We start from the raw sequence: 20,007 nt of genomic DNA on the forward strand, positions 1-20,007 counted from the left end.
CAACGTTTTAGGCGTTTCGAGGGTGTCAGGCCATACCCTGATGACGCAGCAAAGCATCAATCGAGGGTTCGCGGCCGCGGAAAGCCTTGAAAGACTCCATGGCGGGGCGGCTTCCGCCGGCTTCCAGGATGGCCTGGCGGTATTTTCGGCCGGTTTCCACCGTGACCGTGGTCTTGCCGCCATCGTCGCCGGCCAGCGAGGGCGCAGCTGTAGCCGTTTCCTCGAAGGCGGCGTAGGCGTCGGCCGACAGCACCTCGGCCCATTTGTAGCTGTAGTAGCCGGCGGCATAACCGCCCGAAAAAATGTGGCTGAAGGTATGCGCGGTGCGGCTGTAGGGCGGCGAGGGGATCACGGCGACTTCGCGGCGCACCTCGTTCAAGAGGCCCATCAGGTCGTCGGCCGGCTTGTGCGAGGTGTGCAGCAGCATGTCGAACAGCGAGAACTCGACCTGGCGCAGCGTCTGCATGCCGCTCTGGAAGTTCTTGGCGGCCAGCATCTTGTCGAACAGCGCGCGCGGCAGCGGCGCGCCGGTGTCGACGTGGGCCGTCATGTGCTTGAGCACGTCCCATTCCCAGCAGAAGTTCTCCATGAACTGGCTGGGCAACTCGACCGCGTCCCACTCGACGCCGCTGATGCCGGAGACGTCGCGCTCGTTGACCTGCGTGAGCATGTGGTGCAGGCCGTGGCCGAACTCGTGGAACAGCGTGGTCACGTCGTCGTGTGTGAGCAGCGCCGGCTTGCCGCCGACGCCGTCGGCGAAATTGCAGACCAGGTGGGCCACCGGGGTTTGCAGCTTGCCGGTGTCGGGGCGCAGCCAGCGGGCGCGCACGTCGTCCATCCAGGCGCCGCCGCGCTTGCCGGTGCGGGCCGGCTGGTCTAGGTAGAACTGGCCGACGAGTTCGCCGCCGCGTTCAATGCGGTAGAACTCCACGCCAGGCTTCCACACCGGTGCCGAATCCTTGCGGATGGCGACTTCAAACAGGGTTTCGACGATCTTGAAGAGGCCGGCCAGCACCTTGGGCGCGGTGAAGTACTGTTTGACTTCCTGCTCGCTGAAGGCGTAGCGCGCTTCCTTGAGCTTTTCGCCGACGTAGGCGTAGTCCCAGGGCTGGAGCTCGGCCAGGTTCAGCTGGCCGGCGGCGAAGGCGCGCAGGTCGGCGACGTCTTTTTCGGCATAGGGACGGGCGCGGCGCGCGAGGTCGCGCAAAAAGGTGATGACTTCGTCGGGCGACTGGGCCATTTTGGCGACCACCGACACCTCGCCGAAATTGCGGTAGCCCAGCAGCTGCGCTTCCTCGAGGCGCAGCGCGAGGATCTCCTGCATGATCGCGCCGTTGTCAAATTTACTGAACTCGGGTGCGGCCTGGTCGCTGGCGCGGGTGGTGTAGGCCTTGTACAGGGTTTCGCGCAGCTTGCCGCTGACGGCGAACTGCATCACGGGCAGGTAGCTGGGCATCTTGAGGCTCAGGCGATAGCCGGCCTTGCCTTCGGCCTCGGCCTGGGCGCGCGCGGTCTGCAGCACGTCGGCCGGGATGCCGGTGATTTCGGCCTCGGTCGCGTAGTAGGCGAAGGCGTCGGTCGCGTCCAGCGCGTTCTCGCTGAATTTCTGGCTCAGCTCGGCCTGGCGTTCCTGGATTTTCGCGAAGCGCTCGCGGTCGGCACCTTTCAGCTCGGCGCCGGAGAGCACAAAGTTGCGGATGGCGTTTTTGTGGGCCTGGCGCTGCTCGGTGTTCAGGGTGGCCACATCGATGGCTTTGTACTTGGCGTACAGGCGCTCGTCGGCACCCAGGCGGGTCCAGAACTCGGTCACGCGCGGCAGGGCGGCGTTGTAGGCGGCGCGCAGCTCGGGCGTGTCGGCCACGCTGTTGAGGTGGCTCACGGCGCCCCAGGCGCGGCCCAGGTTCTCGGTGGCGACGTCCAGCACGCGGGCGATGCCGGCCCAGGTGGCCGGGAAATCCGGGGCGGTGACGGTTTCGAGCGCCGCGTCGGCTTTGGCCATGAGCTCGTCGACGGCGGGGCCCACATGTTCGGGCTGGATACGGTCGAACAGCGGGAGGTCGGAGAAATCGAGGAGGGGATTGGTCATGGCGGATAGCTGTGGGCGGAAGTCTTGAATCTAAAGGCTTGAGGCCGCGCGGTGAAGAAGAAGGCGCCTATCGGGGCGATTGCCCCGGGGCGGGAAAGCGGCTCAGCCCTGGGCGCTTTTCTTGGCGCTTTTGAGCTGGGGCTTCTTGGCGCGCTTGACGGTGCCGCCCGGCGTGAGGCGCTGGTTGCCCAGCACACGCAGGGTTTTCACCTCGGGACGCTGGCCGTGGCGCGAGCTGTTCTTGAGCACCTTGACGTCCCGTGGTCCGGGCATGCGGTCTTCATTGACCTTTTTTTCCTTGGGAGGCATGGGCCGCCACAGGACCAGCAGCTTGCCGATGTGCTGGATGGGCGCGGCGTTGAGTTGGTCGGCCAGGGTCTGGAAGATCTCCTCGCGGCCGGCGCGGTCGTCCGACAGCACCCGCACCTTGATGAGCCCGTGGGCGTTGAGCGCGGCGTCGGTTTCCTTCTTGACGGCGGGGGTCAGGCCGTCGGAGCCGATCATCACGACCGCGTTCAGGTGGTGGGCATCGGCGCGGTGGTCCTTGCGCTGGGCGGGGGTAAGTTGTATTTGAGCCATGGCCCAATTATCGGGCGAGTCGGGGAGAGGACAATAGGCCCCATGAAAGTAAATGCCAAGACCGGTTTCAAGCCCGGCGTCCAGACCGACTCCAAGGCCGCCGCCAAGGCGGCCGGTAAAACCGCCGTGAAGGCCGGCGGCAAGGGAAGAGTCAACAAGGCGTGGTTGCACGACCACATCAACGACCCCTACGTGAAGCTCGCCCAGAAAGAGGGCTACCGGGCCCGCGCCGCTTACAAATTGAAGGAAATCGACGAAACCTTCGGCCTGGTGAAGCCGGGCGACTGCGTTGTCGACCTGGGCAGCACGCCCGGCGCCTGGAGCCAGTACGTGCGGCGCCGGCTCTCGCCGACCGGCGCTGCGGCGGGCACGCTCAACGGCCGCATCATCGGCCTCGATCTGTTGCCCATGGAGCCCATCGAGGGCGTGACCTTTATCCAGGGCGATTTCCGCGAAGCCGAGGTGCTGCAAAAGCTCGAAGACGCCCTGGCCACGCCCGAGGGCCAGGTCCGGGTGGACCTGGTGGTCTCCGACATGGCGCCCAACCTCTCGGGCATAGAGTCGGCCGACGCGGCCCGCATCGCCCACCTGATCGAGCTGGCCGTGGAATTCGCGCAGAACCGCATGAAACCCGAGGGCACGCTGGTGGTCAAGTTGTTCCATGGCAGCGGCTACGACCAGCTGGTCAAGCTGTTCCGGGACACCTTCAAGCTCGTCAAACCGCTCAAGCCCAAGGCTTCGCGCCCAGGCTCATCGGAAACCTTTCTGATCGGCCGGGGGCTGAAAAAGCCTGGCCAGGCGGCACAATGAGCGCAAATGGGTACATCTCAGACACACCGCGGTGGCAAATGTCACAGTGTCAGCAGCCCTAAACCCGCTTTAAACCAAGGGCCGGGACCGGAATACGCGGTTTTTGCCCTTGAAACGCCTAAAATCAGGCGCATGTGACTTTTGTTCTTACACCGGAGTAGTCCTTGAACAATCAGTGGTTTTCCAAAATTGCAATCTGGCTGGTGATCGCCATGGTGCTGTTCACCGTATTCAAGCAATTTGATACACGCGGCGGCGCCGGTTCCAACTACCTGGGTTACTCCGAGTTCCTGGAAGAGGTGCGCGGCAAGCGCATCAAGCAGGCCACCATCGCCGAAGGCCAGGGCGGCACCGAAATCTCGGCCACCACCGTCGACGACCGCAAGGTCCGCACCACCGCCACCTACCTGGACCGCGGCCTGGTCGGCGACCTGATCGCCAACGACGTCAAGTTCGACGTCAAGCCCCGCGAAGAAACCTCATTGCTCACCTCGCTGCTGATCAGCTGGGGCCCCATGCTGCTGCTGATAGGCGTGTGGATCTACTTCATGCGGCAGATGCAGGGCGGCGGCAAAGGCGGCGCCTTCAGCTTCGGCAAGTCCAAGGCGCGCATGCTGGACGAGTCCACCAACCCGGTCACCTTCGCCGACGTCGCGGGCTGCGACGAGGCCAAGGAAGAAGTCAAGGAAGTCGTCGACTTCCTCAAGGATCCGCAGAAATTCCAGAAACTGGGCGGCCGCATTCCGCGCGGCCTGCTGCTGGTCGGCCCCCCGGGCACCGGCAAGACCCTGCTCGCCAAGGGCATCGCCGGCGAGGCCAAAGTGCCTTTCTTCTCGATCTCCGGCTCCGACTTCGTCGAAATGTTCGTCGGCGTGGGCGCTGCCCGCGTGCGCGACATGTTCGAGAACGCCAAGAAAAACGCCCCCTGCATCATCTTCATCGATGAAATCGACGCGGTCGGCCGCCAGCGCGGCGCCGGCCTGGGCGGCGGCAACGACGAACGCGAGCAGACCCTGAACCAGATGCTGGTCGAGATGGACGGCTTTGAAACCAACGTCGGCGTGATCGTGGTGGCCGCCACCAACCGCCCCGACATCCTGGACGCCGCCCTGCTGCGCCCCGGCCGCTTCGACCGCCAGGTCTACGTGACGCTGCCCGACATCCGCGGCCGCGAGCAGATCCTCAACGTGCACATGCGCAAGGTGCCGCTGGGCCAGGACGTGAATCCGAGCGTGATCGCGCGCGGCACGCCCGGCATGTCCGGCGCCGACCTCGCCAACCTCTGCAATGAAGCCGCCCTGATGGCCGCGCGCCGCAACGCCCGCACCGTCGAGATGCAGGACTTCGAAAAAGCCAAGGACAAGATCCTCATGGGCCCCGAGCGCAAGAGCATGGTTATGCCCGAGGAAGAGCGCCGCAACACGGCCTACCATGAGTCCGGCCACGCGCTGATCGGCAAGCTGCTGCCCAAGTGCGACCCGGTCCACAAGGTCACCATCATCCCGCGCGGCCGCGCGCTGGGCGTGACCATGAGCCTGCCCGCGCAAGACCGCTACAGCTACGACCGTGAATTTATGCTGAGCCAGATCAGCATGCTGTTCGGCGGCCGCATCGCCGAAGAAGTCTTCATGAACCAGATGACGACCGGCGCCAGCAACGACTTCGAACGCGCCACCGGCCTGGCCCGCGACATGGTCACGCGCTACGGCATGACCGAGGCCCTGGGCCCCATGGTCTACGCCGAAAACGAAGGCGAAGTCTTCCTGGGCCGCTCGGTCACCAAGACCAACAACATGAGCGAGTCGACCCTGCAAAAGGTCGACGGCGAGGTGCGCCGCATCATCGACCAGCAATACGCCCTGGCGCGCAAGCTGATCGAAGAGAACCAGGACAAGATGCACGCCATGGCCAAGGCCCTGCTCGAATGGGAAACCATCGACATGGACCAGCTCGACGACATCATGGCCGGCAAGGAGCCGCGCCCGCCCAAGGACTGGACGCCGCGCAACTCCTCCGTCGGCGGCGGTGGCGGCCCCACGGGCGGCACGCCGGCCGTCAGCACCGACCCGGCGCCTACGGTGGCTTGAGGCCGGTGATGAACAAAACGTGACTGCCAGTCAGTCGCCATAACCGGGGCCAGTCCCCGGTTTTTTATTTCCGAGGACAAACCATGATCTGGCAAACCTCCCGCTTTCAGATTGATCTTTCGAAGCCCCGCGTCATGGGCATCGTCAACGTCACGCCCGACTCGTTTTCGGACGGCGGAAAGTATTTCAGCGAGGGCAGCGGTTTTGCCAGCGTCTTCGCCCATTGCGACAAGCTCCTCAAGGACGGCGCCGACCTGCTGGACATCGGTGGTGAATCCACCCGCCCCGGCGCGCCGCCCGTGCCGCTGGAAGAAGAACTCGCGCGCGTGCTGCCCGTGGTGCGCCATGCGGCCAGGCTGGGCGTGCCGCTCTCCATCGACACCTACAAACCCGAGGTCATGCAGGCCGTGCTGGACCTGGGCGCTGATGTCATCAACGACATCTGGGCCCTGCGCAAGCCCGGTGCGGCCGAAGTCGTGGCCGGGCACCCGAGCTGCGGCGTCTGCCTGATGCACATGCACCGCGAGCCGCAAACCATGCAGGTCGCCCCCATGGAGGGCGACGTGGTGCCGCAGGTGCGCGACTTCCTGGAAGCCGCCGCGGCCGGCCTGCGGGCCGCCGGTGTCGACAAGTCCCGCATCGTGCTCGACGTGGGCATAGGCTTCGGCAAAACCGTCGCGCAGAACTTCTCCCTGCTGGCGCGCCAGCAGGAGTTCCTCGCGGCAGGCTACCCATTGCTGGCCGCCTGGTCGCGCAAGTCCTCGCTCGCCGCCGTCACCAGCACCTCGCTGGCGGCAGTGGCCCAGCTCAACGTGGCCGACCGCATGGTGCCCAGCGTCGCGGCGGCCCTGCTGGCCGTGGATCGCGGCGCGCGCATCGTGCGCGTGCATGACGTGAAAGAGACGGTTCAGGCATTGAAGGTCTGGACGGCTGCAAGCTGAGTCTTCAGGCTTTGGCTGACACCAGGGCAGGGCGGGGCACCCTAAAATAGCCCCACATTTTTCAGAACAACATCCAGAACAACAAGCTCCACAGGGACAAAACCAATGACCAGAAAATACTTCGGCACCGACGGCATACGCGGCACGGTGGGCCAGCCGCCCATCACACCCGACTTCGTGCTGCGCCTGGCGCACGCCGTGGGCCGCGTGCTGCGCCGCACCGAGACCCGACCCACGGTGCTGATCGGCAAGGACACCCGCATCTCCGGCTACATGCTCGAAAGCGCGCTCGAGTCGGGCTTCAACTCCGCCGGCGTCGACGTGGTGCTGCTCGGGCCGCTGCCCACACCCGGCGTGGCCTACCTCACGCGCGCCCAGCGTGCCAGCCTGGGCGTGGTCATCAGCGCCAGCCACAACGCCTACCCCGACAACGGCATCAAGTTCTTCAGCGCCCAGGGCACCAAGCTCGACGACGCCTGGGAGCTCGCCGTGGAAGCCGCGCTGGACGAAGACCCCGTCTGGGCCGACTCGGCCACCCTGGGCAAGGCGCGCCGCCTCGACGACGCGGCCGGCCGCTACATCGAATTCTGCAAAAGCACCTTTGCCAACGACCTCACGCTCAAGGGCCTGAAGATCGTGGTCGACGGCGCCCATGGCGCGGCGTACCAGATCGCGCCCATGGTCTTCCATGAACTGGGCGCCGAGGTCATCGCCATCGGTTGCGCACCAGACGGCCTCAACATCAACCACGAAGTCGGCGCCACGCACCCCGACGCGCTGATCAAGGCCGTCAAGGCCAACAAGGCCCACTACGGCATCGCGCTCGACGGCGACGCCGACCGCCTGCAGATGGTGGACGCCGACGGCCGCCTCTTCAACGGCGACGAAGTGCTATTCCTGATGGTCAACGAGCGCCTGGCGCGCGGCGAGAAAGTCCCCGGCACCGTCGGTACCCTGATGACCAATATGGCCGTGGAAGTCGCGCTCAAAAAGAAGGGCGTCGAGTTCGTGCGCGCCAAGGTCGGCGACCGTTATGTGCTCGAAGAACTCGACAAGCGCGGCTGGCTGCTGGGCGGTGAAGGCTCCGGCCATTTGCTCGCGCTCGACAAACACACGACCGGCGACGGCCTGATCAGCGCGCTGCAGGTGCTGCAGGCCTGCGTGCGCAGCGGCAAAACCATTGCCCAGCTGCTTGGCGAGGTCGTGCTGTTCCCGCAGACCCTCATCAACGTGCGCCTCAAGCCCGGCCAGGATTGGCAAAGCAGCAAGCCATTGGCCGAGATGACCAGGACGGTGGAAGCCGAACTCGGCGACACCGGCCGCGTGCTGATACGCGCCAGCGGCACCGAGCCGCTGCTGCGCGTGATGGTCGAGGCACGTGACGCGGCCCAGGCGAAAAGCTGCGCCGAGCGGGTGGCGGATACGGTGCGCAGCTAACGCCTGTACGCGGCCCGGCGCCAAGCCGATTGGCCAAAGGCGGTGCCGTTAACACCTCTTCGCGTGGCATTCAGGCCATCGCGGAGGTGCTTTCCTTTTTGCCTCCATCACATCTGTCGATTGACAGGGCATGCGTTATCGACGGCTTGCCCCGGATGAGGTATCCGCAAAAATCCTGCAGAGATTGTCTATGGCAAGACAGTTTGCGGGCGGCTTCCTGGGTGGCGCTGATAGCCTGAGTTCACGCCGCCCGCCGTACGTTCGCATCCGCCACATCGAAGGCCGGGCCCGTTGAAAGCCATTCAGCGCCATTCACGCCATGAAGCCCAGGACTCCCGCTCTCCTTGATGCCGGCCAAAGGCCGTCCGAACCACCTGGGCCGCCGCGGCGGCGTTACCTGTTTATCCACCAGAACTTTCCCGGGCAGTTCGTCCACGTGGCCAGGGCCCTGGCCGCGCAGGGGCACCAGGTCCTTGCCCTTGGGATCACCCCCCGGCCGGTTGACGGCGTCGAAGTCGTGCGCTACCAACCCGAAAGCCTGAAAGCCGCCAGCCAGGTGGCCATGGGCCGTGATTTCGAGCGCAAGCTGTCGCGCGGCACATCATGCGCACAAGCCATGCAGCAATTGGCCGGCCAGGGCTTCAGCCCTGAACTCATCATCGCGCATCCCGGCTGGGGCGAAGCCCTTTTCTGCAAGGACGTCTGGCCGGATGCCCGGCTCATGATTTTTTCCGAGTTCTACTACTCTCCCCATGGGGCCGACTATGGTTTTGACCCGGAGTTCCATAGTGAAAGCATGGCGGGGCGGTCCGCATTGCGCCTGAAGAATACGGCCCTGATGCATGCGCTTGGCGCCGCGGATACGGCCTATGCGCCTACCGAGTGGCAGCGCCGCCAGGTACCTGAGGAATACCGCGGCAAGGTGCGGGTCGTCCACGACGGCATCGCCACAGACCGGGCCGGGCCCGATGCACAGGCCCGGTTTTCGCTGGCGGACAAAGGCCTGCAGTTCAAGCCCGGCGACGAAGTCCTGACCTTCATCAACCGCAACCTCGAACCTTACCGGGGGTTTCATATCTTCATGCGGGCTCTGCCGGCCATCCTGAAAGCCCGGCCCCACGCGCATTGCGTGCTGGTCGGAGGGGACGACGTGAGTTACGGCAGCAAACCAGCGGGCGGCGGCACCTGGCGCGAGGCCCTGTTCAGGGAAGTCGGCGACCAGCTGCCGGCGGACCGCGTTCATTTTGTCGGGACACTGCCTTACGCGCGCTATCTCGAGCTGCTGCAGGTGTCACGCTGCCATGTGTACCTGACCTATCCTTTTGTCCTCTCATGGAGCTGCCTGGAGGCCATGAGCGCGGGCTGTGTGGTGGTTGCCAGCCGCACCGCGCCCGTCGAGGAAGTCATGACGCACGGCGTCAACGGCCTGCTGTTCGATTTTTTTGACGCGCGGGCGCTGGCGGACACCGTCGTCGGCGTCCTTGCCGACCCGGCCGCCCATGCGCACCTGGGACATGCGGCGCGCCAGGCCATGCTGGCGCGATTTGACCTCGCCACACGCTGCCTGCCTGAGCTGCTGGCGCTGGTCGAGCAGGCCGTGGGCCCAAGGACAGAGGCCTAAACGGCCTCCATCAAACGGGCCCGCTCATCCGGCGTAAGCACCTTGGGCGAGACACGCGGCGTTCCCGTCTCCGGATCAAAGAAGGCCGTGTTTTTGTAGCTGCCATCCAGCCTTGCGCGTATCAGCCTGGCCATAAATCGAAGAATGGACACGGTGGTGCTGGCCGCCATGGCTTTGGGGCTGCCTTTGGCGCTCTTCATGCCGACCCGCATGCGCACCGGGCCGAAGGCGCTGTCCAGGCGGGTCGATGGATCTTGCAGGCAGTTATGCAGCAGGCCGACATGCGAGACTTTGTAGTCGCGCCCAGTGTTGCCAATCGGCGTGTTGCAGCAACTCGCATACCAGCGCAGCATGCCTTTGTCGCTGAGAGACATGCAGCTGAGTTTCTCCAGGCCCTGCGTGAAAGTGACATGCTGCGGAAGCGTGGCGACAACGTCCGATCCACCCATCTCGTCGAGGATCTCATCGGCCTTACCCAGGAAGTGCGCATAGGCCTGGCAGTCCTTGCAGTAGCAGACGCCGCGGCATACGGATTCGGTATGGCTGACGTGGCCTCGTAAGGTGCCGCATTGGCAGCGCAATGGGTGATTCATGCGCGGAGCTTACCGCACGCCGTATGGTTTCGTTATACCTGTACATTCAGACAATGTGATCGGGTCATCCAGGGTCGATCACATCGCAGCTGGTCGATCACCTCAAACCTTCAATCTATGTACACAAGTTTTTTTGGCTGGCTTGCATTTGCTGCGTTTATTGCGCTTCTCTGCACTCACCCGATTCGAGGCAAACCATTTGGCCCCAGATTGATTGCATTTTTTGCGTTTTTGATAGCCACCAGCATTGGCTTTTGTTTCGTTTTTTATACCTATGACCTCTATTCCATAGGCCAGGTACCCCGTTTGAGCCGTAGCGGAGGCAGCATACCCATTGCAGGACATGGAACGTATGCCTTCTTCGCAATATCCACGTGTATTTTGTTCGGTCTGGCCAGTTTTTGGTCAGGCATCTACATGCTCACGATCGCATTTATGCGGAAAAAAGATGCACCAACCCGTCGCCCAACGCCGACACGCCGGCATGTCGGTTAGTCCGGCGTCAGGTGGTTCGATACCGGGGATCTCCAGCTTCTCGTCGCAGCACATGCGATGCCAGCAGCCACAGCGCCACCGGCAGCAAAAGCGCGGCAGCCGCGACTTCCGAAAGAACCGTGACATTGGCCATCAGGGGATGCAGTTCCAGAGGCGCCACCGCATAGTGCCCCAGGCCGTCAAACCCCAGTGCCGCGTAAACGGCCAGCAGCAGCAAGCCCGTAGCCATGTATTTTTTGCGCATGAGCAGCAAACCCATAGCGCCCACCGAGGTGATGGCCGCCCACACGGCGTAGACCTGCACGCGCGTGAGCCAGGCCGGGAGATTCGGGTATTCGCAGATGAACTCGGCGTTGTGGCTGAAGTGGCCGAGGCTGGTGAGGAAGTAGGCTGCCGTCAGTGCCAGCAGCACTTTGGGCAGCTGTGTCGTTTGCATCACCAGCGCCACCCTCAAGCCAGCGTATACGCCGTCTTCACCGTCGTGAAAAACTCCTGCGCGTACTTGCCCTGCTCGCGCGGGCCGTAGCTCGAGCCTTTGCGGCCGCCGAAGGGCACGTGGTAGTCAACGCCTGCCGTCGGCAGGTTGACCATGACCATGCCGGCCTGGCTGTGGCGCTTGAAGTGGGTGGCGTACTTGAGGCTGGTGGTGGCGATGCCGGCTGACAGGCCGAAAGGCGTGTCGTTGGCTGTCGCCAGGGCGGCTTCGTAGTCTTTCACGCGGATGATGCTGGCGACCGGGCCGAAGATTTCTTCGCGGTTGATGCGCATGCCGGCGGTGCTTTCGCTGAAGAGGGCCGGCTGCATGTAATAGCCTTCTGCGCCGCTGCCGGTGTGGCAGGGGATGCGCGCACCGCCGAAGGCCAGGGTCGCGCCCTCGGCCTTGCCGATTTCGATGTAGCTCAAGTCCTGCTCGAGCTGCGCCTGCGAGGACACCGGGCCCACGTCGGTGCCGGCCGTGAGGGCGTCACCGACCTTGATGCGGGCCATGCGTTCCTGCAGGGCTTTGACGAAGGCCGGGTAGATGCCCTCGGTGACGATCAGGCGGCTCGATGCCGTGCAGCGCTGGCCGGTCGAATAAAAGGCGCTTTGCGCACTCAGTTCAACCGCTTGCGTGAGGTCGGCGTCATCGAGGATGACTTGCGGGTTCTTGCCGCCCATTTCGAGCTGCACCTTCTTGAGGTTCTTCGCGCAAGCCTCGGCGATGCGGCTGCCCACACCGACCGAACCGGTGAAGCTGATGGCGTTGATGCCGGGGTGGTTGACCAGCGCATCGCCGATCACGCGGCCCGGGCCCATGACCAGGTTGAACACGCCGGCCGGGATGCCGGAGCGCGAGATGATTTCGGCCAGCGCCCAGGCGCTGCCAGGCACCAGGTCGGCGGGCTTCAGGACCACGCAGTTGCCGAAGGCCAGCGCGGGCGCGACCTTCCAGGCCGGGATCGCGATCGGGAAGTTCCAGGGTGTGATCAGGCCGACCACGCCGACGGGCTCGCGTGTGATCTCCACGCCTATGCCGGGTCGCACGGAAGGAATGGTTTCGCCCGACAGGCGCAGGCATTCACCCGCGAAGAACTTGAAAATATGGCCGGCGCGGGTGGCTTCGCCTATGCCTTCGGGTTTGGTCTTGCCTTCTTCGCGCGAGAGCAGGGTGCCCAGCTCTTCACGGCGCGCGAGGATTTCGGTGCCGATTTTGTCCAGCGCATCCGAGCGGGCCTGGATGCCCGAGGTCGACCAGGCGGGGAAAGCCGCCTGCGCGGCCTGCACGGCGGCGTCCAGGCCGGCCGCATCGGCCTGCGTGTACTCGCCGATCACGTCGCTCAGCTTGCTGGGGTTCAGGTTGGGGCTGTAGCCGTTGCCTGCCAGCCATTGGCCGTTGATGAGGTTGTCGTGTTTTGTGGTCATGGGTGTGCTTCCAGGAGTTGAACTTGATTCATGAATGACGAAAGGACGAGGTGGGCGCGCAGGCCGTTTCACAAAAGCGGTCTCACAAGGGCGGCGTCACATCAATCGCATAAAAACGCAGGGCGTTGGCGCACATCATCGCATGTTGCTGGTGACCCGGCAGGTGGGTCAGCATACCGGCCACACTGCCAACCAGGTCCGGGTAACTGATACGCAGGCCGGCCACCGGAAAGTTGCTGGCGAACATGCAGCGCTGCCATCCAAAAATTGCAATCGTTTCATACACAATTCGCGCGTTCTCCTGGAGATCCCAGGGCCGGTCGCGCAGGCCGAACTCCGAGAGCTTGACGTGCACGTTCTCCTGTCGGGCCAGCGTTTCCATCCAGCCGCGCCAGCGTTTGAGGCCTTCTTCGCTGCGGTCCCAGGCAAAACCGTGGTGGTTGAGGACGATGGGCACCTTGGGAAACAGGGCCGCCACTTCGGCCGCCTCGGGCAGGTGCCAGGCCGGCACGCGCAGGTCCCAGCGCAGGCCGTGTTTTTCAAGCAGCGAGAAGCCGCGCAGCCAGGCCTCGTCCTGCATGGTGCCGGCCTGGCCTTTCACGCTGTGCGCCGGCGACGCCGAGGTCACCGGCTTGCTGCGTATGCCGCGCACCAGCGGGAAGCGCGACTGCGCCAGCAGGTGTTCCTCGCTGTCCGGCCGGTCAAACCAGGCATGGGCGACCACGGCGTTCGGGAAGCCGTGCGCCGCATGCACCTCATGCAGCCAGGCGGTTTCGGCCAGCTGTTCGTCGCGGCTGCGCTCGGCCTCCACGTGCACCGTGGCGACGACTTCGCAGTGCCCGGCGGTGGCGCGGTAGTCGGCCGCGAGGAAGTCGCGGCAGAGCGCGCGGTAGTCGCCCAGGAAAAAAGCCTCGGGGTCATAGGCCTCCTGCAGCCAGGGGTAGTGGCCGCGCGACAGGTCCCACAGGTGGTGGTGGGCATCGACGATGGGCATCGCCGGCATCATGGCCTCAATGCCGCCAGACGTAAGACGAATCGGGTTCACGCAGGGTTTTGACCTGCTGGCCGAATTCAAAGCTGTCGAGGTCCAGGCGGCGCACCGTGTCGTCCTGGAAGGAGATGTAGACCGCGCGGTCCACCGGGTGGAAGGACAGGGCCAGCGGGTTGCTGGGCAGGGCGAAGCAGCGCTGCTCCTGCAGGTCGGTGCCGAAAACCGAGAGCGAATGTTCGCCCGAGTTGGTGGTGAGCAGCAGGTCCTGGCCTTGTGCACCCTTGAAACGGTAGACGCGGTTGGGGTCGCGCCGCGTCTTGCCCGAGGCGACGATTGTCATGCTGGCCGTGTCCACGGCCACGATGCTGTCGTCGCCGCGGTTGGCCACATAAAGCAGCGACTCGTCGGCCGACAGTACGTTACCTTCGGGCACGGGGCCGGGCACCATGGCCACAGGCGCGAAGGTCGGGTCGTTGGGCCTGATCTTGGTCACAGTGTTGGACAGCAGGTTCAGCGCATAAGCCGTCTGCGCGTCTTTCGTCAGTGCGAACAAGTGGGTTTTGTAGCCGCCCGAGGGCACGGCCAGGTCCGGCACATGCACCTTGGCCGGGTCCGAAAACCGCAGCAGCACGTTGTGCGCCTCCGACATCACGAACAGCCGGCCCTGGGCGTCCAGCGTCAGGCCGTGCGGCCGGTAGTAGGGCCAGAGGTTCAGCGTGGCCACATGCTTTTGCTGCGCGAGGTCGATGACGAACACCGAATGTCCGCCCATGTCACCCAGGTGGCTGGCGGTTTCTATGCCGTAGTGGCCGACATAGGCCAGACCACGCGCCGCGTCCACCGTGAATTCATGCGGAAAATTCGGCAGCACGATGTGTTTTTCGGCGAGGCCGGTGGCAAGGTCGTAAAAACTGAAGGTATGGGCGCATTTTTGCACCAGCAAGAGTGTTTCCCGGAGGGGCATGGAAGTCCTGGAGAGAGGGGGGTCTGGAAGGAAACAGGGGATAAATGATCAAGCCGGCCGGAGCGACTACTTGCCCCAGCGTAGCACCAGCGGGTCCAGCCGGCGCGCGGTGGCCAGCAAGCCCTTGCGCACCTCGGGGTGCATGGCCGGGAAGGGGTGGCGCGGCGCTTCGCAGGCAATCACGCCGCCTTCCTTCATGAGCGCTTTGGCCGTGAGGATGCCGCCTTGGCGGTTCTCGTAATTGATCAGCGGCAGCCAGCGCGCGTACTCGGCAGTGGCCTCCCCGCGATTACCGGCCGCCCAGGCGTCCATGATGCGGCGTATGCCGTCGGGGTAGCCGCCGCCCGTCATTGCGCCGGTCGCGCCGGCTTCCAGGTCGGGCAACAGGGTGATGGCCTCCTCGCCGTCCCAGGGGCCTTCGATCGCGTCGCCGCCCAGGCGTATCAGCTCGCGCAGCTTGGAGGCCGCGCCCGGCGTCTCGATCTTGAAGTAGGCGACGTTGCGTATCTCCTTGGCCATGCGGGCGAGGAAAGTCGCCGGCAGCGGCGTGCCGCTGACGGGCGCGTCCTGGATCATGATAGGAATGTCGATCGAGTCCGACAGCGTGGCGAAGAACTCATAGATCTTTTCTTCCGTCACACGGATGGTGGCGCCGTGATACGGCGGCATCACCATCACCATGGCCGCGCCCAGGTCCTGCGCGCGGCGGCTGCGCTCGGCGCAGATGCGGGTGCCGAAGTGGGTGGTGGTCACGATCACCGGCACGCGGCCCGCCACGTGTTTCAGGATGGCGGCGGTGAGGACCTCGCGCTCCTCGTCCGACAGCACGAACTGCTCGGAAAAGTTCGCGAGTATGCACAGGCCCGTCGAGCCGGCATCAATCATGAAATCGACACAGCGCTTCTGGCTCTCGAGGTCCAGCTCGCCCGCGTCGGTGAAGGTGGTCGGGACGACGGGAAATACGCCGGTATACCTTGCTTGCATGCTGCTCATTCGACGATGTTGAAGTCTTTGAGGAACTCGGTCTTCATCGTCAGGCCCAGGCCGGGCTTGTTGTCGTCGAGCTGCAGGAAGCCGTTCTCGGCCACGGGCTCGCCGTCGAAGATGTAATAGAACAGCTCGTTGCCGACTTCCACGTCGAACATCGGGAAGTATTCGCTCATGGGCGAGGCCAGCGTGCTCATGGTCAGGTGGTAGTTGTGCATCTGCCCTGCGTGCGGCACCACCGGCACGCTGTAGGCCTCGCACAGCGCGTTGATCTTGTGCGCGGCCGTGATGCCGCCGACGCGATTCGTGTCGTACTGCACGACGGACACGGCTTTTTTGTCGAGCAGCTGCTTGAAGCCGTAGAGGCTGAACTCATGTTCGCCGCCCGAGATCGGGATGCTGGTGAGCTGGTTCAGCTCGGCATAACCGTCGATGTCGTCGGCGATGACCGGCTCTTCGACCCAGCGCGGCTGGAATTTCTCGAGCTTGGGCAGCATGCGCTTGGCGTACTCGAGGTTCCAGCCCATATAGCACTCGAGCATCAGGTCGTTGTCGTAGCCGATCACTTCGCGCAGCGCTTCGACGGCTTTGAGGTTCTCCGCCACGCCCTTGGTGCCGTGCGCCGGGCCGTAGCCGAAGCGCGACTTGAACATGGTGAAGCCCTGGTCCAGATAGGTTTGCGCCTCGTCCTGCATGGCCTTGATGTCGGTGCGGTAGAGCTTGGAGTAGTAGCAGGGGATTTTTTCCTTGGTGCGGCCGCCCAGCAGCTTGAACACCGGTTTGTTGACCGACTTGCCCAGGATGTCCCAGATGGCGATGTCCACCGCCGAAATCGCGGCCATGGCCACGCCCTTGCGGCCCCAGGCATGGGTGCCGCGGTACATGCGCTGCCACAGGTATTCATAGTCCCAGGGGTCCTGGCCCAGCAGCAGCGGCGTGAGGTACTGGTCGATGATGGCTTTGGCGATGTGCGGCGCCAGCGCGACGTTGCCCAGGCCGACGATGCCGTCGTCGGTTTCGATCTCCACCACCGTCCACGAGTGGAAACGGAAGGTGCTCATGGATTCGGTATTGGAGTAGACCAGGTCCATGGCGTTGGAGCAGAAATTGCCCTGGGGTGGAACGGTCTTGCCCTTCCATTCGAACACGCGTGCGCGCACTGATTTGATTTTCATGATGGTTCCCTGTCGATGAAGAAAAGAAGAAGGAAAAAGAAAAGAAGAAAGAAGAGCTTCAGGCAGCCGGCTTCAGCCGCGCCGCACCCATTCGCTGGGCAATGCGGAAAGCATTGAGCGTGGCGTTCACATCGGCCACACCCTTGCCGCTGATGTCATAAGCCGTGCCATGGGCCGGCGTGGTGATGGGCACCGGCAGGCCGCCCTGCACCGTCACGCCCTTGCTAAAGCCCATGAGCTTGATCGCGATCTGGCCCTGGTCGTGGTACATGGTGACGATGGCCTGGTAGAGGCCGTCGCGTGCTTTCAGGAAGATGGTGTCGGCGGGGAAGGGGCCGTCCACCGGTACACCGCTGGCGCGCAGCTCGGCCACGGCCGGTTCGATGATGTCGATCTCCTCACGCCCGCAGACGCCGCCGTCGCCGCCGTGCGGGTTGAAGGCCGCCACCGCCACCTTGGGGCTGGCGTTGCCGCTGGCCTGCAGCGAGGCGTAGATCAGCCGCGCCGCGTCGACGATGCGCTGTTGGCTCAGCATGGCCGCAGCGTCCTTGAGTGGAATATGGGACGAGACGCGCGAGGTCCACAAGTCGCCCAGGGTGTTGAACTCGCAGAAGTAGCCCGTCACGCCCAGGTATTCGGCGAAGTGGTGCAGCTCGTCCTCGTGCTTCAAGCCGCCCAGCTTCATGGCCTGCTTGTTCAGCGGGGCGAAGCAGATCGCATCGACCTCGCCGCGTTTGGCGCCGTCCATGCAGAGGTTGAGCACCTGCAGCACCGCCGCGCCGCAAGCCGCCTGTGCCTGGCCGCGCTGCACCTGGACGGACTGGATGGTGTGGGTTGCGAGGAAAGCCGGCAGGCGGGTGTCGGCGCGGCCGCGTACCTGGTCCAGGCTGGTGACGCCTTGTGTCGCCACGGTCTGCCCGGCAGTGAGCTGGCCCTGCTGCCAGAGCCAGGCATCGCCCACCAGCACGATGTTGGCGCCGTCCGTGATGCCGGGCTGGGCCAGCAGCCTGGCGATCAGTTCGGGGCCTATGCCGGCCGCGTCACCCAGCGTGAGGGCGACCACGGGCAGGGAGGCGGGCGGCATTTGTGTGTTGCGCATGGCGTTGTCCAATCCGGGATTCCTGGTTCAGTCGAGTTTGATGTTTTTCTTGGCGATCAGGTCACCATAGCGCTTGTTCTCATCGGCGTGGAACTGCGCGAACTGGGCCTGCGTCATCGGCGTCAGGTCGGCACCTATGGCGCCCAGGCGGGTCTGTGTTTCGGGCATGGCCAGGACCTTGGTCACTTCGGTATAGACCCGCTCCTGCACCGCCTTGGGCGTGGACGCCGGCATGTAAATGCCGTACCAGGCGCTCATCTCCACGCCCTTGAGGCCGGCCTCGGCCATGGTCGGCACATTGGGCAGCTGCGGGTTGCGTTTGGCGCTGGCCACGGCCAGGGGCTTGATGCGGCCGTTCTTGATCTGGCCGATGACGGAGGGCATGGTGTCAAAGCTCAGCTGCACCTGGCCGCCGACCAGGTCTATCAGCGCCGGGCCGCTGCCGCGGTAAGGGATGTGGGTGATGAAGACGCCGGCCTGGTCTTTGAACAGCTCGGCCGCGATGTGCTGGGTGCTGCCCGAGCCGCTGGTCGCGTAGTTGAGCTGGCCCGGTTTGCTTTTGGCCAGCTTGATCAGCGACTGCACCGAATCGACCGGCAGCGCGTTGTTGACCACCAGCACATTGGGCACCGCGCCGACGAAGACCACGGGCACCAGGTCCTTGTTGTTGTCGTAGCCCAGCTTGAGCAGATGCGGCGCGATCGCATGCGCGGTCGAGACGCCCATCAGCAGGGTATGGCCGTCGGTGGCCTTGGCCGTCAGGTCGGCGGCCAGGGTGTTGGAGGCGCCGGGGCGGTTTTCGACCACCACGGGCTGCTTGAGCAGCGGGCCCAGACGGTCGGCCACGGCGCGCGCCATGGCGTCGGTGCCGCCGCCGGGGGCGGAACCGACGAGGATGCGTACGGGTTTGCTGGGCCAGTCCTGCGCGAAGGCAGGGGAGGCGGCGCCAAACGCGCAGGCTGCCGCCAGCAGGGCGGGGAGGAATTTCAGCGAAGCAAGGGGTTTCAGCGAGGGCATTGTCTTTGTCTCCGGGTCATTGTTATGGGGAAAAGCGCTGAAAACAGCGCGGAAAAACTTGAACCAATGCCCAGATGGTAGGGACACCAACACTTAACGTAAATTGAAAATCCCTGATTATTTGATAACCTAGAGTGATCAATTGAAATCAAGGCTGAATTTACTGCCGAATGGAGGCTCCCGCCATGCCCACCGCATCCCCTACATCTCACGCGCCCCGCACATCTTCCATTCCCCAGTTGCTCAACCGCCTGCGCATGCGCCAGGTCGCGCTCATCCTTGCCGTCGGCGAACACGGCACCTTGCGCAAGGCCTCGGCCGAACTCGGCATGACGCAGCCGGCCGCCACCAAGATGATCCAGGAACTCGAATCCGCGCTGGGCCAGCGCCTGTTCGAGCGCGTGGGCCGCGGGCAAAAACTCACGCCCGCCGGCGCCAGCGTGCTGCGTTATTTCCGCGGCATGCGCGGCTCGGTCGAATCCATGACGCGCGAACTCGCCGAGCTGGAACAGGGCGGCTCGGGCCGCGTCTCGGTCGGCAGCATCATGGCGCCGTCACCCAACCTGCTCACGCAGGCCATCATCGCGCTCAAGAAGGCCTACCCGCTGCTCTCGGTTGACATCACCATGGACACCAGCGACCGGCTGTTCGAGCTGCTGCGCGAAGGCGTGCTCGACGTCGCCATAGGCCGCATACGCGACGAGCACCGCGCCGACTACGCCTTCACCCCGCTCGAGAACGAGGCGCTCGCGCTGGTCGTCGGCGTGCGGCACCCGCTCGCGAAAAAGAAGACCGTCAAGTTCGCCGACCTGCTGGGCTATGGCTGGATATTGCAACCCCACGGCAGCCCCATGCGCGAAGTGCTCGAACAAGAGTTCCGCATGCTGCAGGCGCCGTCACCCAAGGGGCTCATCGAAACCGCCTCCATCCTCACCACCACCAACCTGATCGCCGAGACCGACATGGTCGGCGTCATGCCGCAGTCGATTGCCGACACCTATGCACGCCACGGCCTGCTCGTCATCCTGCCCTGTTTTATCCGCCACAAGATGGAAGCCTTCGGCAGCATCACGCGCAAGGACAGGCCGCTCAGCGAAGCGGCGCGGTTTTTTCTGGCGGCGCTGCATGGGCGCGGGCAACCGGGCGAGGCCTGACGGGGCGGCCTCTGGTTGCCGATGGTTTTTTGCGGTGACTTGGCGATCAGCCAGCAAGCATTAAGTATT

At 64.4% G+C, this 20,007-nt stretch carries 17 protein-coding genes; 6 read left to right on the forward strand and 11 right to left on the reverse strand.

The window, feature by feature from the left end:
- Positions 1 to 25: 25 nt before the first annotated feature.
- Together AC1D1F_RS13370 and AC1D1F_RS13375 are read right to left on the reverse strand one after the other, a co-directional pair.
- On the reverse strand, positions 26 to 2,086 hold the full coding sequence (locus tag AC1D1F_RS13370; RefSeq protein ID WP_477676813.1) for a M3 family metallopeptidase: 2,061 nt from the start codon (positions 2,084 to 2,086) through the stop codon (positions 26 to 28).
- Positions 2,087 to 2,188: 102 nt separating this feature from the next.
- Complete coding sequence (locus AC1D1F_RS13375) at positions 2,189 to 2,665, reverse strand: YhbY family RNA-binding protein (protein WP_477654016.1); 477 nt, start codon at positions 2,663 to 2,665, stop codon at positions 2,189 to 2,191.
- A 42-nt stretch (positions 2,666 to 2,707) separates the two neighbouring features.
- Here AC1D1F_RS13375 and AC1D1F_RS13380 point away from each other — a divergent pair, with 42 nt between their 5' ends.
- The 5 genes from AC1D1F_RS13380 (at position 2,708) to AC1D1F_RS13400 (ending at position 9,561) form a co-directional block, all read left to right on the forward strand.
- Positions 2,708 to 3,475: an RlmE family RNA methyltransferase gene (locus AC1D1F_RS13380; RefSeq protein WP_477676814.1), complete on the forward strand. Its 768-nt coding sequence runs from the start codon at positions 2,708 to 2,710 to the stop codon at positions 3,473 to 3,475.
- A gap of 164 nt (positions 3,476 to 3,639) precedes the next feature.
- Positions 3,640 to 5,562: an ATP-dependent zinc metalloprotease FtsH gene (gene ftsH, locus AC1D1F_RS13385; RefSeq protein WP_477696417.1), complete on the forward strand. Its 1,923-nt coding sequence runs from the start codon at positions 3,640 to 3,642 to the stop codon at positions 5,560 to 5,562.
- Between the two features lie 83 nt (positions 5,563 to 5,645).
- Positions 5,646 to 6,503 (forward strand): dihydropteroate synthase, encoded by an 858-nt coding sequence (gene folP / locus AC1D1F_RS13390; protein ID WP_477696416.1) that lies wholly within the window; start codon positions 5,646 to 5,648, stop codon positions 6,501 to 6,503.
- A 105-nt stretch (positions 6,504 to 6,608) separates the two neighbouring features.
- Positions 6,609 to 7,940, forward strand: a complete 1,332-nt coding sequence (gene glmM / locus AC1D1F_RS13395; RefSeq protein WP_477676817.1) for a phosphoglucosamine mutase — start codon at positions 6,609 to 6,611, stop codon at positions 7,938 to 7,940.
- Positions 7,941 to 8,259: 319 nt separating this feature from the next.
- Entirely contained in the window at positions 8,260 to 9,561 is a 1,302-nt protein-coding gene (locus AC1D1F_RS13400) for a glycosyltransferase (RefSeq protein ID WP_477676818.1), read from the forward strand.
- Here the strand turns inward: AC1D1F_RS13400 and AC1D1F_RS13405 are convergent.
- The 9 genes from AC1D1F_RS13405 to AC1D1F_RS13445 form a co-directional block, all read right to left on the reverse strand.
- Positions 9,558 to 10,154 (reverse strand): DUF6151 family protein, encoded by a 597-nt coding sequence (locus AC1D1F_RS13405; RefSeq protein ID WP_477696415.1) that lies wholly within the window; start codon positions 10,152 to 10,154, stop codon positions 9,558 to 9,560. The two genes, AC1D1F_RS13400 and AC1D1F_RS13405, sit on opposite strands and share 4 nt — an antisense overlap.
- Positions 10,155 to 10,656: 502 nt before the next feature.
- On the reverse strand, positions 10,657 to 11,085 hold the full coding sequence (locus AC1D1F_RS13410; RefSeq protein WP_477676788.1) for a hypothetical protein: 429 nt from the start codon (positions 11,083 to 11,085) through the stop codon (positions 10,657 to 10,659).
- Between the two features lie 14 nt (positions 11,086 to 11,099).
- Positions 11,100 to 12,551 (reverse strand): aldehyde dehydrogenase family protein, encoded by a 1,452-nt coding sequence (locus AC1D1F_RS13415; protein WP_477676787.1) that lies wholly within the window; start codon positions 12,549 to 12,551, stop codon positions 11,100 to 11,102.
- Between the two features lie 82 nt (positions 12,552 to 12,633).
- The gene (locus tag AC1D1F_RS13420; RefSeq protein ID WP_477696438.1) at positions 12,634 to 13,557 is read right to left on the reverse strand and encodes an amidohydrolase family protein; all 924 of its coding nucleotides are present in this window, start codon (positions 13,555 to 13,557) and stop codon (positions 12,634 to 12,636) included.
- Between the two features lie 4 nt (positions 13,558 to 13,561).
- The gene (locus AC1D1F_RS13425) at positions 13,562 to 14,506 is read right to left on the reverse strand and encodes a YncE family protein (protein ID WP_477676786.1); all 945 of its coding nucleotides are present in this window, start codon (positions 14,504 to 14,506) and stop codon (positions 13,562 to 13,564) included.
- Between the two features lie 66 nt (positions 14,507 to 14,572).
- Complete coding sequence (locus AC1D1F_RS13430) at positions 14,573 to 15,490, reverse strand: dihydrodipicolinate synthase family protein (RefSeq protein WP_477676791.1); 918 nt, start codon at positions 15,488 to 15,490, stop codon at positions 14,573 to 14,575.
- A 5-nt stretch (positions 15,491 to 15,495) separates the two neighbouring features.
- Positions 15,496 to 16,668 carry an L-rhamnonate dehydratase gene (locus tag AC1D1F_RS13435; protein ID WP_436154973.1) on the reverse strand — a complete coding sequence of 391 codons (1,173 nt, stop codon included), beginning with the start codon at positions 16,666 to 16,668 and terminating at the stop codon, positions 15,496 to 15,498.
- 58 nt (positions 16,669 to 16,726) lie between these two features.
- The gene (locus tag AC1D1F_RS13440) at positions 16,727 to 17,752 is read right to left on the reverse strand and encodes a 4-hydroxythreonine-4-phosphate dehydrogenase PdxA (RefSeq protein WP_477676790.1); all 1,026 of its coding nucleotides are present in this window, start codon (positions 17,750 to 17,752) and stop codon (positions 16,727 to 16,729) included.
- Positions 17,753 to 17,794: 42 nt separating this feature from the next.
- Positions 17,795 to 18,784: a Bug family tripartite tricarboxylate transporter substrate binding protein gene (locus AC1D1F_RS13445; protein ID WP_477676784.1), complete on the reverse strand. Its 990-nt coding sequence runs from the start codon at positions 18,782 to 18,784 to the stop codon at positions 17,795 to 17,797.
- A gap of 185 nt (positions 18,785 to 18,969) precedes the next feature.
- Between AC1D1F_RS13445 and AC1D1F_RS13450 the strand changes: the two genes are divergently transcribed.
- Complete coding sequence (locus tag AC1D1F_RS13450) at positions 18,970 to 19,938, forward strand: LysR family transcriptional regulator (protein WP_477676783.1); 969 nt, start codon at positions 18,970 to 18,972, stop codon at positions 19,936 to 19,938.
- Positions 19,939 to 20,007: the final 69 nt, after the last annotated feature.

Source organism: Polaromonas sp. P1_H6 (genome assembly GCF_056405195.1).